Origin of the sequence: Bradyrhizobium rifense (genome assembly GCF_008123425.1) — a bacterium.
Lineage (GTDB): Bacteria > Pseudomonadota > Alphaproteobacteria > Rhizobiales > Xanthobacteraceae > Bradyrhizobium > Bradyrhizobium rifense.
This window is the reverse complement of the sequence record NZ_VSSS01000032.1, coordinates 262,516-279,048: the sequence shown is the minus strand read 5'-3', so window position 1 is coordinate 279,048 and position 16,533 is coordinate 262,516. Positions and strand designations below refer to the sequence as shown.

At 63.5% G+C, this 16,533-nt stretch carries 17 protein-coding genes and 1 pseudogene; 6 read left to right on the top strand and 12 right to left on the bottom strand.

All coding sequences use genetic code 11. From position 1 onward, the window contains the following. Positions 1–44: 44 nt before the first annotated feature. A complete protein-coding gene (locus FXB40_RS22295; RefSeq protein WP_148774334.1) occupies positions 45–1,376 on the bottom strand; it encodes an MFS transporter in 1,332 nt (443 codons plus the stop codon). A gap of 80 nt (positions 1,377–1,456) precedes the next feature. Here FXB40_RS22295 and FXB40_RS22290 point away from each other — a divergent pair, with 80 nt between their 5' ends. After that, positions 1,457–1,942, top strand: coding sequence for a ribosomal maturation YjgA family protein (locus FXB40_RS22290; protein WP_187437062.1), 486 nt, complete (start codon positions 1,457–1,459; stop codon positions 1,940–1,942). Here FXB40_RS22290 and FXB40_RS22285 read toward each other — a convergent pair. Next, positions 1,908–2,942: a LacI family DNA-binding transcriptional regulator gene (locus tag FXB40_RS22285; protein WP_148774331.1), complete on the bottom strand. Its 1,035-nt coding sequence runs from the start codon at positions 2,940–2,942 to the stop codon at positions 1,908–1,910. The two genes, FXB40_RS22290 and FXB40_RS22285, sit on opposite strands and share 35 nt — an antisense overlap. A 214-nt stretch (positions 2,943–3,156) precedes the next feature. Between FXB40_RS22285 and FXB40_RS22280 the strand changes: the two genes are divergently transcribed. Then, positions 3,157–4,053 (top strand): NAD(P)-dependent oxidoreductase, encoded by an 897-nt coding sequence (locus tag FXB40_RS22280; RefSeq protein ID WP_148774330.1) that lies wholly within the window; start codon positions 3,157–3,159, stop codon positions 4,051–4,053. A gap of 50 nt (positions 4,054–4,103) precedes the next feature. On the opposite strand, the gene FXB40_RS22275 is transcribed toward FXB40_RS22280, so the two are convergent. The 4 genes from FXB40_RS22275 to FXB40_RS22260 all read right to left on the bottom strand — a co-directional run bounded on the left by FXB40_RS22275 (position 4,104) and on the right by FXB40_RS22260 (position 7,642). Beyond that, positions 4,104–5,264 (bottom strand): winged helix-turn-helix domain-containing protein, encoded by a 1,161-nt coding sequence (locus FXB40_RS22275; protein ID WP_148774328.1) that lies wholly within the window; start codon positions 5,262–5,264, stop codon positions 4,104–4,106. Positions 5,265–5,386: 122 nt separating this feature from the next. After that, positions 5,387–5,632, bottom strand: coding sequence for a hypothetical protein (locus FXB40_RS22270; RefSeq protein ID WP_148774326.1), 246 nt, complete (start codon positions 5,630–5,632; stop codon positions 5,387–5,389). Between the two features lie 101 nt (positions 5,633–5,733). Then, a complete protein-coding gene (locus FXB40_RS22265; RefSeq protein ID WP_148774353.1) occupies positions 5,734–5,970 on the bottom strand; it encodes a hypothetical protein in 237 nt (78 codons plus the stop codon). A 250-nt stretch (positions 5,971–6,220) separates the two neighbouring features. Beyond that, positions 6,221–7,642, bottom strand: coding sequence for a caspase family protein (locus tag FXB40_RS22260; RefSeq protein ID WP_187437061.1), 1,422 nt, complete (start codon positions 7,640–7,642; stop codon positions 6,221–6,223). A 522-nt stretch (positions 7,643–8,164) separates the two neighbouring features. Between FXB40_RS22260 and FXB40_RS22255 the strand changes: the two genes are divergently transcribed. Beyond that, positions 8,165–8,806, top strand: a complete 642-nt coding sequence (locus FXB40_RS22255) for an OmpA family protein (RefSeq protein WP_148774322.1) — start codon at positions 8,165–8,167, stop codon at positions 8,804–8,806. 65 nt (positions 8,807–8,871) lie between these two features. Here FXB40_RS22255 and FXB40_RS22250 read toward each other — a convergent pair whose 3' ends face one another. Next, positions 8,872–10,134 (bottom strand): phospholipid carrier-dependent glycosyltransferase, encoded by a 1,263-nt coding sequence (locus FXB40_RS22250; protein WP_246207819.1) that lies wholly within the window; start codon positions 10,132–10,134, stop codon positions 8,872–8,874. A 205-nt stretch (positions 10,135–10,339) separates the two neighbouring features. On the opposite strand from FXB40_RS22250, the gene FXB40_RS22245 reads away from it, so the two are divergent. After that, a complete protein-coding gene (locus FXB40_RS22245) occupies positions 10,340–11,041 on the top strand; it encodes a FecR family protein (RefSeq protein ID WP_187437060.1) in 702 nt (233 codons plus the stop codon). Between the two features lie 2 nt (positions 11,042–11,043). Next, positions 11,044–12,174, top strand: a complete 1,131-nt coding sequence (locus FXB40_RS22240) for a hypothetical protein (protein WP_187437059.1) — start codon at positions 11,044–11,046, stop codon at positions 12,172–12,174. A gap of 116 nt (positions 12,175–12,290) precedes the next feature. On the opposite strand, the gene FXB40_RS22235 is transcribed toward FXB40_RS22240, so the two are convergent. The 3 genes and pseudogenes from FXB40_RS22235 to FXB40_RS22225 all read right to left on the bottom strand — a co-directional run bounded on the left by FXB40_RS22235 (position 12,291) and on the right by FXB40_RS22225 (position 13,879). After that, positions 12,291–12,779 carry a VOC family protein gene (locus tag FXB40_RS22235; RefSeq protein ID WP_148774316.1) on the bottom strand — a complete coding sequence of 163 codons (489 nt, stop codon included), beginning with the start codon at positions 12,777–12,779 and terminating at the stop codon, positions 12,291–12,293. 26 nt (positions 12,780–12,805) lie between these two features. Then, positions 12,806–13,233, bottom strand: a pseudogene (locus tag FXB40_RS22230) (VOC family protein). Between the two features lie 130 nt (positions 13,234–13,363). Then, on the bottom strand, positions 13,364–13,879 hold the full coding sequence (locus FXB40_RS22225) for a cupin domain-containing protein (RefSeq protein WP_148774315.1): 516 nt from the start codon (positions 13,877–13,879) through the stop codon (positions 13,364–13,366). Between the two features lie 125 nt (positions 13,880–14,004). Here FXB40_RS22225 and FXB40_RS22220 point away from each other — a divergent pair, with 125 nt between their 5' ends. Next, a complete protein-coding gene (locus FXB40_RS22220; protein ID WP_148774313.1) occupies positions 14,005–14,223 on the top strand; it encodes a CsbD family protein in 219 nt (72 codons plus the stop codon). A gap of 57 nt (positions 14,224–14,280) precedes the next feature. On the opposite strand, the gene FXB40_RS22215 is transcribed toward FXB40_RS22220, so the two are convergent. Both FXB40_RS22215 and ggt read right to left on the bottom strand, forming a co-directional pair. Next, positions 14,281–14,745: an FKBP-type peptidyl-prolyl cis-trans isomerase gene (locus FXB40_RS22215; protein WP_148774311.1), complete on the bottom strand. Its 465-nt coding sequence runs from the start codon at positions 14,743–14,745 to the stop codon at positions 14,281–14,283. Between the two features lie 73 nt (positions 14,746–14,818). Beyond that, the gene (ggt, locus tag FXB40_RS22210) at positions 14,819–16,405 is read right to left on the bottom strand and encodes a gamma-glutamyltransferase (protein ID WP_148774310.1); all 1,587 of its coding nucleotides are present in this window, start codon (positions 16,403–16,405) and stop codon (positions 14,819–14,821) included. Between the last annotated feature and the right edge of the window lie 128 nt (positions 16,406–16,533).

The window sequence follows — 16,533 nt, the reverse complement described above, 5'->3', positions numbered from 1 at the left end:
GCAAGAGCGCCTTTGCCCACCATACGGAGCCGTTCAGTTGGGGCTCACCGCCCCTGTTCGGCGAACTCGTGCTTGGTCTCGTGGCCGCCGACAAAGACCAAAATGCCGGCGAGCAGCGGCAGCACGGCGAGCACCAGCAGGCCTGTCGAGGTCTGGCCGGTGGCTTCCTTGACCCAGCCGATCAGATACGGGCCGCCGAAGCCGGCGAGGTTGCCGATCGAGTTGATCAGCGCGATGGCGCCGGCTGCCGCCGTGCCTGACAGCCAGGAGGTCGGCAAGGTCCAGAACACGCCGAAGACGCAGAACACGCCGATCGCGGCGAAGGTCAGCGCCACCATCGTCATGGTGGGATCGGTGATGTAGCTGGAGATGGCGAGCGCGACCGCGATCAGGATCATGGGCGCGCCGACATGCATCACGCGTTCGCGCGTCGCATCCGAATGCCGCGCCCACAGGATCATGGCGATCGTGCCGAACACATAGGGGATCGCGGTGACGAAGCCGGTCTGGGCGTTGGTGAGGCCGAACGCCTTGACGATCTGCGGCAGCCAGAACTGCATGCCATAGAGTGCGGCGACGAAGCCGAAATAGATCAGGCTCAGCGTGATGACCTTCGGCGAAGACAGCGCTTCACCGAGCGTCATATGCTTCGCCGCCTGCTTGACCGCGATCTCGGAATCGAGCCGGCCCTTCAGCCAGGCCTTCTGCTCGGCCGAGAGCCAATCCGCCTTCTCCGGCTTGTCGGTGAGATAGAACCAGGTGACGATTCCGAGCAGCACCGAGGGGATGCCCTCGAGAATGAACAACCACTGCCAGCCCTTCAGACCCATGGTGCCGTCAAGCCCGAGCAGCAGGCCCGAGATCGGCGCGCCGATCACGGTCGAGACCGGCACGGCGATGGCGAAGGCCGCAATGAAGCGGCCGCGATATTCGGCCGGATACCAATAGGTGAGATAGAGGATGATGCCGGGGAAGAAGCCGGCCTCGGCGACGCCGAGCAGGAAGCGCAGAACGTAGAAGCTGGTCACGCCGTTCACCAGCGCCATCAGCGCCGAGATGATGCCCCAGGTCACCATGATGCGGGCGATCCAGCGGCTGGCGCCGAATTTCTCCAGTGCCAGATTGCTCGGCACTTCGAAGATGAAATAGCCGATGAAGAAGATGCCGGCGCCCCAGGAGAAGATCAGCGGCGTGAACTTCAACTCCGCGTTCATGGTCAGCGCGGCGAAGCCGAGATTGACGCGGTCGAGATAGGAGAAGAAATAGGCCAGCACCAGGAACGGGATCAGGTGCCAGGAAATGGCGCGGATGGTCGAAGTCTCGATTGCGCTCTTGGCGCTGCCGGCCGAACCGGCAAAGGTTGTGGTCTGGCTCATGGTTTCCCCCCGGGGTTGTTGCTTTTATGGACTGAACGGCGGTTTTCAGCATCGCGGGCAAAGAGTCAATGGAGCGAGCAATGCACGGGGCGCAGCCCGATGAACCTGTCGTGCCGCGACAGAGGTCGCTGATCCGCGCCGCCCTCGCGCTGGTCGTGATCGTCTGCGGGCTGTCCTTGCGCTGGTACGGCTTTCCGCTCGGCCTTCCTGCCTTCGTCGTGAAGTATGGCGGCTCGCTGTTGTGGGCGACGATGGTGTTCCTGCTGGTCGGGGCGTTGGCGCCACGGCTGTCGCGGACGCAGATCGCGGCCATCGCGGCAGCAATTGCCATCGTGGTCGAGTTCTCGCGGCTGGTGCATGCGCCTTGGCTCGATGCGTTTCGGCTCACCACCGCCGGCGCGCTGTTGTTGGGGCGCATCTTCTCGCTGTGGAATTTGGTCGCCTGCCTCATCGGTATCGTGGCCGGCGTCTGGCTCGACAGCCATGTCGCGAGCTTCGGCCAAGACCGCATCCTGCCCCGACGCAGCAAGCTCAATTCACAAGAGGCCGGCTCGACCCGCGAATGATCAGCTCCGTCGGCACGGTGAGACCACGGCCGCGCTCGATCTCGTCGCCGCGCATCCGCTCCAGCAGCATGGTCGCGGCGTGGCGGCCCATGGCCGCAAGATCCCACGCGATCGCCGTGATAGGCGGCGTGTGCAATTCGGCCAGGTCGGAGTCGCTGCCAGCCACCACCGAAATCCCGTCCCCGACGGCAATGCCCATCGTCCGCAGGGCTCTCAAGCAGCCGCCGAGCATGTCCATCGCCGCGACGAAGAGCGCCGTCGGGGGATTCGCGAGACTCATGAGCGACGCCGTCGCTCGATAGGCATCTTCGCTCGAGAGCACATTATCGCGCAACAGTTTCGGATCCGGCGCGATCCCCGCAGCCGAATACGCCTCGCGAAATCCGTCGAGGCGGCTTCGCGACGGGAAGGCCTTGATGTCGCCGACAAGCATGGCGATCCGCCGGTGCCCAAGGCCAATCAGATGGCTCGTCGCAAGGCGCGCACCCTCGCGATGATCGGCCATGACGCGATCGAGCGCCGCGATGCTGTCGCGGTCGATGAGCAGGACCGGCATCGGCGCCTCCGACAGCGCTTCGCGCACGTCCCGGTGCTGCTCGTCGCTCAGCGTCATCATCACGCCATCCACCCGGCGCCTGCGAAAGGCGCCCAGCAAGGCGATCTCGACGTCGGGGCGGTTGGTCGTGCTGGCCAGAAGCAAGGTGTATCCAGCCTCGCGCAGCACCGCCTCGGCCTCCTTGATGAACAGCGCGAAGCGCGGGATGTCGAAATCGCGAATCGCGCAGGCCACGAGGCGCGAGCGTCCCGCGCGCATGCTCTGCGCCGTAACATCGACCTCATAGCCGAGATGAGCCATGGCCTTTTCGACGCGCTCGCGCAGCCCTGGGGTCACCGTGGGATGACCATTGAGCACGCGGGATACCGTGCCGACCGCGACGCCGGCCGCACGGGCGACGTCCTTGACCTTTACAGTCTGCGATCGGAGCGGCTGTGATGACATTGCCGCTTTATGAACCGGTTCACCAACTCGAGCAAGCTTTTACGGTTACTAGCGCCACTAAACTGGGCACAAGCGTAACAAGCAGTTTTCCACGATTAAGCTATTAATGAACCGGTTCATTGACTCTAGCGCCGGACTCGGCACAATGCCGGCAGCGGTGAGAGCCGCACGAGGAGACCTCATCCTCTCGATCGGACGCATCCGGAGAAGAGCCATGCAGCAGCCAAAGGTCGCCTTTGTTGGATTTGGCGAGGCCGCCCAATGCTTTGCAGAACATCTCGCGGCGCAGACCGGTGCGCCGATGGTCGCGTTCTGCCAGGGCAAGACGAATGCACCGCCCTACTCGCAGGCCTTTCGCGCCATGGCGGCCGGTTGTGGCGTCACGCTGGTCGAGCGGCTTGACGATCTGTCGGACGCGGACGTGATCTTTTCCGCGGTCGTCGTTGCGGTCGCAGCCACCACCGGCGAAGCGATATCCAGGATCGTACGTCCCGGCTGTCTCGTGGTGGACATCAACGCCGCGAGCCCGCGAACCAAAAAGCATGTCGCCGAAGCCGTGGAGGCACGCGGCGGCGTGTTCGCGGATACGAATCTGATGGGTTCGGTCGACCTCTATGGCGCCGCGGTCCCGCTTTATACGTCCGGCAGCGGCGCCGAGCGCTTCGCAGACATTTTCAGGCCACTCGGTTTTCGCATCGAGGTAGCGGGTCCCGAAGCTGGAACAGCAGCGGCCGTGAAGATGCTGCGGAGCGTGGTGACGAAGGGCATGGAAGCGCTGCTGGTCGAGGCCCTGACCGCCGCGACGCTTGCCGGCGTGCGCGAGGAAACCATGCGCGGGCTTTGCGCGTCGATGGATGCCACCACGTTCAGCAAATTCCTGGACATGTGCGTCCGCTCCGACGTGCTGCATGCCGAGCGCCGCGCCGTGGAAATGGACGGCGTGGCTGCGGGTCTGCGGGAATTGGGTTTCGATCCCCTGATGACGGCCGCCACGGCGGAACGATTGAAAGTCTCCGCCCGGCTGGGCTTGCGGGAGGAATTTGCACGACGCTCGGGCTATTCGGCCGACGACGTGCTGGATAGATATGCTGATGTGCTGTCCGGTCCTTGAGGCGAGCCACGCGCGAGAAGGAAAGGCCGTAGAAAGGGCGGCGATGACATTCACTCCGCGAGCTGGAACCGCTCAAAACGATCGAGCTCATCCTCGATCTTCTGCTTGAGCTCCTTCCGCGCCGCCGTCTTCTTGCCCTGCCCGAGCCAGGTCCATTTCTGCATCAAGACCTTCTTGGCTTGCCGATCGGTCTTGAGATCGAGCGCGGCAACGATCTCGTCGCCGACCAGCACGGGCAGCGCGAAATAGCCGAGCTTACGCTTGGCCTTCGGCACATAGGCCTCGAACAGATGGTTGTAGCCGAAGATGAGATTGGTGCGCTTGCGCTGGATGATCAGCGGATCGAACGGCGACAGGATGTGGACGAGATCTGGCGACACCTCATGCTGCTCAAGGGCCGGAGGCGCGGCCCAATGCTCCTGCTTGCCGGCGCCCTCGATCGCGACAGGCAAGAGCTCGCCGCGGCGGACGCGCGCAGCGATCAGGTGAGCTACCGCCTTCTTGCTCGGCGCATCGAGATGGCAAATCGAATCGAGGCTGACGACACCTTGCGAGCGCAGCGCGCGGTCGAGCAGATAGGCCGTGATTTCCCTGGCCGACGCCGGCTTCGGCAGCTTGTCCCAGCCGAAATGCCGCGTCATCAGATCATAGGTTTTGAGCATGCCCTGGCGCGCGCTGACGGTCGCGACGCCGGTATAGAAGGCAAGCTGAAGCGCCCGCTTCGATGGCTTGCGGCTCTGCCACAGATGCTCCTTCTCGGTGAGCACGTCGTCCTCGATGTCGCGGATCGTCAGCGGGCCGGCCCGCAACAGCCGCATCACCTTGCGCGTGTCGGCCGGCGTCACCGAGGCATACCATCTATGCCCCTCGCGCTTGTGCTCGCGCATCGCCGGCAGGAAGAAGCGAAAATCGTTTGACGGCACGTAGGACAGCGCATGGGTCCAGTATTCGAACACGCTTCTGTCGACGCTCTGGGCATGCCGCAGATCGGCGCGGAGATAGGAAGGGATGCGGCTGAACAGGATGTGGTGATGACAGCGCTCGATCACGTTGATGGTGTCGATCTGAACATAGCCAAGATGGGCGATCGCATCAGCCACGGCCTGGGCGCCCTCCCCGAACGGCGCGCGCGTGTCGAGCCGCTGGGCGCGCAGCCAGATCTGCCGGGCCTGTGTCGTCGGGAGCGGAAGGGGTTTTGGTGCGCGGGACATTGCGAGAGGCAATGTAGCGGGATTCGCGCCAGGAAAAAGAACTGGTGAAGGGACGCGGCAAGGAAAAGCCGCGCTGCCATCTGCTGACAGCGCGGCCCGGTCACGCCAGATTGGCGCGAAGCTTACTTCATTGCCATCGCCTTCTCGGCGTTCACGTAGTGCTTGCAGGCGCCGCGCATGTTGCCTTTGCTCATGTCGGAATTGGCCGAAGCCATCGACTTCCGAGCCGCGATCTTGCCGGGCGTGTCTTCACCGCCCATCCCGACAACGAGCTTGGCCATGTTCGCGCTGGTGCAGGCCATCTTGGCAGCCGATGCGGGAGACAGAGCAAGTGCAGCGAATGCCGCCGCGAGCAACAGGGTCTTCATCAAATTTCCTCCTCCGGAAAACGAAACCAGCGTGATGCCAGCCTACGCGACATCTATCTTTCCGGGATAGCGTCTCGCGGAGGAAGAGAGTTTCGTTCGATCTAGCGTGCGGCTTTTGGGCGCTCCCCTACGCTCCCGGTGGCAATGTCGGGCTCGCATGCGGCCCTGCCCCGGCCCTCCGCCTGGCAGCGATAGACGCTGCCGGTGAGGCGGTCGACCAGCCACATGTTCTCGTCGGTCGGAGCTCCGAGGCCGACATAGCGGGAGGTCAAGCCCGTGATCAGCGTCGAGAGCAGGATCGCCACCGCAATCATCGCCGCGCCGATATAGATCGGCATGGAGCCCAGGAAGACTGTCCGATCCGGCGGGCCGCCACGATAGAACTGATAATCACTCGGCCTGGCCACTGGACGGAACTCGGCTCCCCTTGCTGGCGGTTGTCTGATGGTGAGTCCTGCTAGGCGCGCATCTGGCCGAATTCTTGTTCGCAGGCAGGCCATCACGCGACGGCTTTGCGACGATCGGTGAGCAAGGGTTTCCATAACGAAAAGGCGGCCCGAACCGGGCCGCCTTTTGCTTGGCTGCCGCTCAGCGGCGGCCGAACAAGCCGCCCATCATACCACCGAACAGACCGCCGGGGCCGCCCATCGGACCGCCACCGCCACCACCGCCGCTATAATGGCGCCGGCCGCCACCACCGGAGGACCGGCGACGCGCCGGCTCATCGTCCGCCTGCTCCTCGGAGGAGGCCGCGCGGGTCGAGATGATTTCCGACAACAGCGCCTTGTGCTGGAGCTTGTTCAGATAGCCGGTCGCGGGATAGGCGCGTGCCGCCTGCCATCGTTTGAGCACCGAACGGGTCTCGTCGTCGAATTTGCCCGTCGTCTTGACGTCGAAGCCGAGCCCGGTGAGGCGGCGCTGCACGTCTCGACGCTGGCTCTTGTCCAGACCGATCTGGTCTTCGGACACCTGATTGGCTTCGTCGGTAAACGTCGCAGGATCGATCCCGGCCGAGAGGTTGCGGGTGGTGTTGGACGGTCCATCCTGCAACGCCGCGATGCGGGCGAGCGCGATCGATTTGAACGTGCCGTTCGGATAGTTGGTGAGATAGGCGTTGAGCTCTTCCACCTTGTTGGTGTCCTTGATCGAGCGCCAGAACTCGAGCTCGACATCGGAGCCTTGCCTGGTCGCGGACGACACCGGCGCGTTCGATGTGCCGGTCGTGGTCACAGCGGGCGTGTCAACCGGATTGAGATAGACGTTGCCGGTGAGGTTGGTGTGCCCCCAGGGCAATTGCCCCTTGTTGGTCTCGTCGCTGACCTGGGCGCGGACCTTGGTCATCGCCTGCTGGATCTCGATCCCGGGCTGGGCAATGTTGGCGACCAGCGCGCGGGTGAACGGGCTGTTGGTGCCAGCCTCGCCGTCGAGCGCGGTCTGGCCGGGGCCGGTGGCAAAGGCAATCAGCGTGCCTTCGCCCGACTTCATCTCGGCAAGGCCGGTCTGCACGTTGACTGAACGTGTCGCCTTGGCCGAGCGGATCTTTGCCGCGAACGGATTGTCACGGCAGGCGTCCAGGAACACGAGTTTCACCTTCGCATCCGACATGGTCTGGTCGAGCGTGAGATCGACATTGATCGCCGCGCCGAGCTTGACATCCATCTCTGACTTCAGGTCGGCGTCGATCGGCAACAGGTAGTTGACGCCATTCACGGCAATGCCGTGGCCGGCATAGAAGAATACGGCGACATCCGCACCCTCGCTCTTCTTGCCGAACTCCAGGAGCTTTGCGGTCATGGCGTCGCGGGTGAGGTTGGCGCCCTCGACCACATCGAAACCGACGTTGCGCAGCACCCTGGCGATAGACTTGGAATCGATTGCAGGGTTAGGGAGCTGCGGGACATTCTTGTAGGCGGCGTTGCCGACCACAAAGGCGACGCGCTTGTCCGCGAGAGCCGCGTTGCCGCTGACAATGAATGCGACGATTGAAATTGCTGCGATCAAGAAGCGCATGATCATTCTCCCCTGATCCAAACTTCTTCGATGCTCTCGGATCAGCTTGAGCCGATCCGATGAGAGCAACCTGATCCAGTTCACGACGAAGTACTGTGATCTGGATCACCCGGGGATTTCTGCTGCTCGAACCGAGCTGAGAGACGCTGCGACGGTTGCGTTTCAGGCTGCTAACGCAGCAGGCAACAACGGCTGGTGACGAGCAATAACGGCAGATTGTACCCGCATCGGCCGTGAGTCCAGCAGTTCGCAGGAAACGATCTCGAAAAGACGAACAGGATTTGCACGCTGCTTTCGAGGATCGAATGAGACAGCGTTACTTCCTGACGCGGGCCTTGTGCAGCACCGGCGGTAGGCCGCTGCCGCTGGCTGGATGCCATGGATGCCGACCGGCACTGGCGCTAAGATGCGCATGGAATTGTGGCCGGCTCTGAATGTGACTCGCATCACATATGAGCCTTTGAACCTTCCCTATGCTCGCAGCATCAAATCGCCATCAGGCGTCACAGCGAGGATACGACAATGACCCATTTCAATAAGTTTTTTGGACTGAGGGCGATCACGCTCACGGCCGCGCTGTCGTTGACGGCGGGCCTGGCTTTCGCCGGCGACACCAACGTCTCCACCAACCAGATCCTGGATGCGTTGAAGCCCAAGCCGATTACCCGCGGCCTGTCCGCCGGCCCGCAGGTCGATCCGACGGCGCAAGCCAAGGAAGCGACCTTCCTCAACACCGTGCGCAACCGGCAGACCCGTTCGCTGTCGATGGGCGAGCGCGATCAGATCGCCGAGCTCGCGTCGACCAAGCCGAACATCGATCTGGAGATCCAGTTCGACTACAACTCGGCCGACATCGCCAAGACCTCGGTGCCGTCGGTGCAGGCACTCGGCAAGGCGCTGTCCGATCCGTCGCTGAAGGGCTCGACCTTCGTGGTCGCTGGCCACACCGATGCGATTGGCACCGAAGAGTACAATCAGGGCCTGTCGGAGCGTCGCGCCGACACCATCAAGAAGTACCTGGTGCAGAACTACGGCCTCAACAACGGCGATCTCGTCACCGTCGGCTATGGCAAGACCAAGCTGAAGGACACCGCCAACGGCGCCGACCCGATCAACCGTCGCGTCCAGGTCGTGAACATGGACACCAAGACCGCGTCCAAATGATCTGAGACGCAATTGCAGCAATCGACAAACCGCCTGCCGCGAGAGTGGCAGGCGGTTTTCTGTTGTCAGATCCAGCTCTGGAACAGCATCAGCCGGTTGAAGGTCTGCATCGACGTACCGATGAAGGCGGCTGAGATCGGCAGCATCACCGCAAAGCCGATCGCGGCGATTCCGACATAGGCCCACAACAGCCAGCGCGGCAGGCCTTCCCTGCGCAGAGCATAGACCAGCGCGAGCGAGGCCGCGGTTGCGGCCGGCAGATAATAATAGATGAAGCCCAGCGTGCGCGGCAGCAGCGCCCAGGCGAGCCAGGGGCCGAAATAGAACGCCGCGATCAGGAGAGCATCCCAGCGACGCGCGACGATGAAGTCGCGCAACACCACGACGAGCGCAAGCAGCGCCGGCCACAGCACAAGCGGATTGCCGAGAAAAACCACCGCCGCGACGTTGTCGTCCGGGGTCTTGTCGAACAAGAACCAAACCGGGCGCGCGAGCAACGGCCAGGACGGCCACGAGCTCATATAAGTGTGGCCGGCGATCGCGGTGGTGGTGTTGTCGGCAAAGATGCGACGTTGCGCCTCGATCAGATCTGGCAACGACGCCCCGTAGAGCGGAACGAAAGCGGCGAGATAGGTCACGGCCGGCAGCAGCGCGAAGCAGAGCGCGGCATGATGCGCCCTGAAGGCCGGCCAGAGATCGGGCCGGTACCAATCGCTTGGCTTGGCGTCGGCAAACAGCGTGTGCCAGCCCTGCATCAGACGGATCACCGCCACGATGACGATGCAGACACCGAGCGGAAACAGGCCGCTCCATTTGCAGGCGGCGGCGAGACCGAACAACGCACCGGCGAGCGCGAACAGCGCCTGCGGTCGCTCTCGTCGAAAGCCGTGCATGAAAGCGGCGATGGCGAGCAGACCGAAGCCGAGTGCAAAGATGTCGAGCATCGCGATGCGCGCCTGCACATAGAGCATCTGGTTGAACGCGGCGATCAGTGCTGCTGCGATCGCAGGCCCTTGCGATCCGAACAGCGCGAGACCGCAGAGATAGATCGCGACGATCGCGAGCGCACCGAACAGCGTCGCCGGATAGCGCCAGCCCAGCGCATTGTCGCCGAAGGCTGCGATCGATGCTGCGATCAGCTCTTTCGCCAGCGGCGGATGCATCGGATTGAGCATCGGCTGCGACGGCGTGGAGCCCAGCATCTGCCGCGCCGCCGGCACGTAATGCACCTCGTCGAAGACGAATTTATCCGGCGTCACGAGCCCGATCAGCAGCGCGAGATGCGCAGCTAGGAAGATCGCGACAGCGATCACTGCGCTTCGCGACAATCTCGGAACCGCCTGTGCTTCAAGCGACTGCTGTGGGGCTATTTTGCGTGGCAAATGTGCGTCACCGCGAATAAAAAATAACTCAGCCGATCCATTGAACGCATTCTGCCGCAACTGTCACTAAGCTAACGCTCGTCTCGCGCCGCTTGTGATAATTCTACCACAACACGGGCGTGCGCGATCAGGGACTTCGATCGGGTACGATATGAATTTGCGTCTTCTGCTTTTCCCTGCACTGCTATCGGCCACACTGTGCGCAGCGACTTGCGCGCAGGCCCAGACGCGCGTCGGCGAAGCCGTCCTGGTTCAGAACGACGTGGTCCGCGTCGCCACGACCACGTCGCCGATCAGCGTCGGCGACAGCATGATGCGCGACGAGACCGTACGCACCGGCGCCGACAGCGCAGCGCGCTTCGTCATGGCCGACAGCACCAATCTGTCGCTCGGACCGAGCGCCACGCTGAAGCTCGACCGCACCGTCTTCAACGACGAGCACAGCTATCGCGACGTCGCGATCCGCATGGCCACCGGCGCCTTCCGCTTCGTCACCGGACATTCGGAGAAGTCCGCCTACAAGATCACGACACCGCTCGCGACCATCGGCGTTCGCGGCACCACGCTCGATATCCTGTCGCAGCGCGCCCGCTCGGTCGTCGTGCTCGAGGAGGGCGCGGCCAGCGTCTGCACGCTGAACTTCCAGTGCATCCAGCTCACCCAGCCGGGCGACACCGCGGTCATCACCTCGACCGGCGGCAAGGTCTCCATCACCAAGACCAACACGCCGCCCTGGAATTTCGCCGCCAACTGCGCCGCGAATGCGGGGTTGTGCGCTGTCAACCAATATGCCGACGCCTCACCGACCATCACGCCGGCCGTCCATGACGACGGCATGCTGTGCGGGCGCTGACGATGACGCAGCTCGGCTTCACGAGGCTTGTCCTGGCCGGCGCATTAACTGCGGGCGCAGCGCTTGCGCTATTTGCTTTCGATACCCGCCCGGCCACGGCCGCAAGTACCTGCGAGTTCGAATGCGGCGAACCGCAACCCTACCCATCACCCACATACTCGCCCTCCCCCGCACCAAGTCCGTCTCCGTCTCCATCGCCGGCACCCAGCCCGTCTCCATCGCCGAGCCCGACGCCGACCGGCTCGGATTCGAGCGGAAACTCGATCGGTGGCATCGCCAACCAGCGCTTCAACCAGATGATCACCAACCGGGTGCTTGGCACGGTGCTGCTTGGCGTCAACGAACAGGTCAATTGCAGCGACTGCATCAGCGCGTTTGGTTCGGCCGGCTCGTTCTCGGCCGGCATCCACGGCCGCAAGGAGCTGACGCCCAATCTGTCGCTGCTCGCCGGCCTTGCCTACACGCAATACAGCGAGGGCGGCTACAACATCACCAGCGCGCCGATCGGCGCCTTCGCGCTGCGCTATGATTTCACCGATTGGGGCTCGTCGCGTCCGTTCTTCGACATCGGCACGATCCTGACACCGTGGGAGAAGGCGCGCTACACCCGCAGCTACAACACCAGCCTCGGTCCAGTGAGCGTGACCAGTTCGACTAACGCCGCGAACTACGCGGTCTACGGCCGCGCCGGCTGGATGAGCCGAGTGTCACCGCGCGACGAGGTCGCGGCCTCCGTCGAGGTCTGGCAGCTCTGGCAGCGCGTATCGGGTTATGCAGACAGCCCGGTCGCGTTCAATCCGTTCGACGCCAGCATCGCGACCGGCACCGACCGCACCGGCCTCGTCAAGATCGGCGGCCAGTGGACCCATCTCTTCGCCGGCAACATCGAGACCAACATCAATGGCGGCTGGGTGCAGTCGTTCGCCAGCCACAGCGGCATCGTCGCCACCGTGACCGGCGACGGCACGGTGGTACCGACGATGGGCAACCAGGGCTGGTTCGAATATGGCGGCCGCCTCGGCTTCCGCGTGCAGAAGGGCTGGATCGTGGACCTCTTCGCCAACGGCACGCTCGGCCCGCAGCCGGTCGGCAACACCATCCATGGCGGCGTGGGGCTGAGGATCAATTATTAGCGGCGAGCACAGTCTCGGGTGGGCAAAGCGCAAGCGTGCCCACCACTCTCTCGATCGCGGACGGACGGTGGGCACGGCGCTATCGCGCCTTTGCCCACCCGGCACCTATGTAGGCCTCACGCCGCCGACTTGCCCTCGAACGCGCGGCGCAGCACCGCCACATCGAGCTTCACCATCTTCATCATGGCCTGCATCGCGCGGGCCGCGGCGGCCTTGTCAGGGCTCGTCAGGAACTCGAACATCACCTTCGGCACCACCTGCCAGGCCACGCCCCAGCGATCCCTCAGCCAGCCGCACTGCTCTTCCTTGCCGCCATGGGCGAGGAATGCGTTCCAGACGCCGTCCACCTGCGCCTGGTCGTCGCAATGGATCATCAACGAGATCGCATGCGTGTACTCCATCTTCATGCCGCCGTTGAGCGCGACGAGTGGCTGCCCGGCCACCGTGAACTCGACGACCAGAACAGAGCCCGTCTTGCCGGACGGGCCGTCCGAAACGTTCTGCTGAACGTGCGTGATCTCGGAGTTCGGCACCAGCGAGACGTAGAACTTCGCGGCTTCCTCGGCATCGCCGTTGAACCACATGCAAGGCACGAGCTTGGACATCGTGAATGCTCCTCTTCAGCTTTCAATCAGGCGTTCGCCATGGCGGGCTTCGGGGGGACCGCTGCCATGTCGAGCCAGTTCACGCCCCACATATGACCATCCGGATCCTCGAAACTGCGGCCGTACATGAAGCTGTATTCGTCCTTCGGGCTGGGATCGGCCACCCCGCCCGCGGCCTCGGCCTTGCCGACGATATCGTCGACCTCGTTGCGGCTGTCTGCGGACAGGCAGAACAACGCCTGGTTCGAGGTCTTTGCGTCAGAGATCGGCTTCGGCGTGAAATGACGGAATTTGTCGTGGGTCGTCAGCATCACGTAGATGGTCTCGGAAAAGACCATGCAGCTCGCCGTGTCGTCACTGAATTGCGGGTTCCTGGTCGCACCGATCGCCTCGTAAAAGGCGGTCGCGCGCTGAGGTCGGTCACCGGTAGATTGAGGAAGATCATCCTGGGCATCGGAAGCTCCTTGGGCGGGGTTCTGCCCAAGGACGGATGGCTCAGCTGCCATCCGACACGGCTTCCGAAATATTTTGTGCCCTATAACCTGCGGGGTTCTGTCGCACCGAACCCCGCGCGGTCTTCGGCCTTACTTCTCCTCGTTCGGATCCCGATGGACCGGATCGATCCACAGCACGGTCTCGGGCTTCTCGATCGGCTCGATGTCGAGATTGATCGCGACCGCCTCGCCGTCGCTGCGCACCAGCACGCATTCAAGCACCTCGTCGCGGCTGGCGTTGATCTCCTGGTGCGGCACGTAGGGCGGCACGAAAATGAAATCGCCGGGACCCGCTTCGGCGGTGAATTGCAGGCTCTCGCCCCAGCGCATCCGCGCCTTGCCCTTCACCACATAGATCACGCTTTCGAGATGGCCGTGGTGATGCGCGCCGGTCTTCGCATCCGGCTTTATGCTGACGGTGCCCGCCCACAATTTCTGTGCGCCGACGCGCGCGAAATTGATCGCGGCCGCGCGATCCATACCGGCCGTCGACGGCACGTTGGTATCGAGCTGGTTGCCGGGAATGACGCGCACGCCGTCATGTTTCCAGCGATCATCATGATGATCGTGGTCATGGTGCGAATGCGTGTGGTCATGGCCGGTCATGGGACTTGCTTTCTGTTGGTTCCGTGCGCGGCAAACTAACCAAAGCCGCGACATCAAGCCATACCAAAAGGAACGCTCGCACGCGTCAGGTGTTGTCCCGGCGAGCAAACCGGAAGGAGAGTTTCATGGGTAGCACGAGCGACAAGATCAAGGGCACCGCCAACGAAGCCATCGGCAAGGCCAAGCAGGGTATCGGTGAGGCCACAGGTTCCGAACGCCTGCAGGGCGAAGGCGTTGTCCAGGAGGTGAAGGGCAAGGGCCAGAAGGCCATGGGCGACGCCAAGGATGCCACGAAGGAAGCGATCGATCGCGCCGCTGCGGCGGCACGTCGCGCGGCGGAGTAACGCGCGCAAGGTAGAAATGAAAAGACCGGCCGAAAGGCCGGTCTTTTTGTTTGCCGCTCACTTCACCGCGAGCAGTTCCACATCGAACATCAGTGTCGCGTTCGGCGGGATCACGCCGCCGGCGCCGCGCGCGCCGTAGCCGAGCTGCGGCGGGATGATCAACGTGCGCTTGCCGCCAACCTTCATCGTGGAGACGCCCTCGTCCCAGCCGGCGATGACGCGGCCCTTGCCAATCGGGAATTCGAACGGCTCGTTGCGATCGACGGACGAGTCGAACTTCTTGCCCTTCTGTCCATTCTCATAGAGCCAGCCGGTGTAGTGCATCACGCAAATCTGGCCGGGCTTCGGCGAAGCGCCGGTGCCGACGACGCTGTCGATAGTCTGCAAGCCTGAAGCTGTGGTCATGGGTTTTCCTGCGGTCTGGGCCGATGCCGTGGTGGAGACGAATGTCGACACGCCGACGATCACAGTGATCGCGAGGGCCGACATGATGGCGAGGAGTGCGCGCTGAAAACGCTGCATAGAACACCTTCCGTTTGAGGCGGAAGGTGTCTAGCGCAATGCGTTGGTCGTTTCCAGCCCTCGGGTCTTTCGATCAGTAGCCGAGCGCACAGCCGTCCTTGCGCGGATCGGAACCGCCGGTGAGCGTGCCCTTGTCCCAGTCGATCCAGATCGCCTGGGCACCGCCGAGCGGGCCGACCACGCTGGTGGTCTTGTGGCCGAGCTTCTTGAGGCCCTCGACGATATCGGCCGGCACGCTGTCCTCAAGCTGATACTGGCCCTCGTAGTGCAGGCCGCGCGGCATATCGATGGCCTCCTGCACGTCACAACCGTAGTCGAGGATGTTGGTCACGACGTGGGTCTGGCCGACCGGCTGATACTGGCCGCCCATCACCGCGAACGGCATCACCGAGCGGCCACCCTTGGTGAGCAAGCTCGGCATGATCGTGTGCAGCGGACGCTTGCCGCCGGCGATGCAGTTGGGATGGCCGGGCTGGATGCGGAAGCCGCCGGCGCGGTTCTGCAACAGCACGCCGGTCTTGTTCGAGACGATCGCCGAGCCGAAGGAATGTGCGATCGAGTTGATGAACGAGCAGACGTTGCGATCCTTGTCCACGACCGTGATGTAGATGGTCGAGGGATTCATCGGCGGCGCGACGTTCGGCAGGTCGAGCATGCCGTCCATGCGGATCTTGCTGATGTACTCGTCGGCAAAACCCTTCGCGAGCATCTCGGCGACATCGATCTTCATGTGCTCGGGGTCGGCGACATGCATCTCGCGGTTCATGTAGGCGATGCGCGCGGCTTCGGCCTCGAGATGGAAGCGCTCGACGCTGAGCGGCGCATATTTCGTCAGGTCGAAGCGCGACAGGATGTTGAGCATCAAGAGCGCGGTGACGCCCGGGCCGTTCGGCGGGCACTGCCAGACGTCATAGCCCTTGTACATGGTGCCGATCGGCGTCGTCGTCTCGGTGGTGTGCGCGGCGAAATCGTCGAGCGTGTGCAGGCCGCCGATGCCGCGCAGGGTCTCGACCATATCCTCTGCGATCGCGCCCTTGTAGAAGGCATCACGGCCGTCCTTGGCGATGGCGCGCAGCGTCTTGCCGAGCTCGGCCTGGCGAATGACGTCGCCGGCGACCGGCGGTTTGCCGCCCGGCAGCAGGTAACGCACGGTGTTGGTGCCACCCTTCAGTTTCTCGAACTGGTTCTTCCAGTCGAACGCGATGCGAGGCGCTACGACATAGCCTTCCTCGGCCGCCTTGATCGCGGGCTGCAGCAGCCGGTCGAAGCCGAACTTGCCGTGGTCGCGCAGCACGGTGGCAAACGCATCGATCACGCCGGGGATCGAGACCGCATGCGCCGAGGTCAGCGGCACGGAATTGATCTTGCGCTCGAGATACCAATCGACATTGGCCGCCTTCGGCGCCCGGCCGGAGCCGTTATAGGCGATGATCTTGCCCTCGCCGCGCGGCTGGATCAGCGCAAAGCAATCGCCGCCGATGCCGGTCGATTGCGGCTCGATCACGCCGAGCACGGCAGACCCCGCCACCGCCGCGTCCACCGCCGTGCCGCCCTCGCGCAGCACCTCGATCGCGGCAAGAGATGCCTGCGGATGCGAGGTCGCGACCATCGCGTTGGTGGCGTGGACCGTGGACCTGCCGGGGAAATGGAAGTTTCTCATCGAAGTTTTGCTCTCTCAGGGGCGTCTGGGCGAAGTCTTGCGGCGCGTGCGGCGCCGTCTCGGAAAAACCGGGCCTTCATGACACATTCAGGGCCGCCCGGGCAATGCTGGCATACCAGGGAAATGGC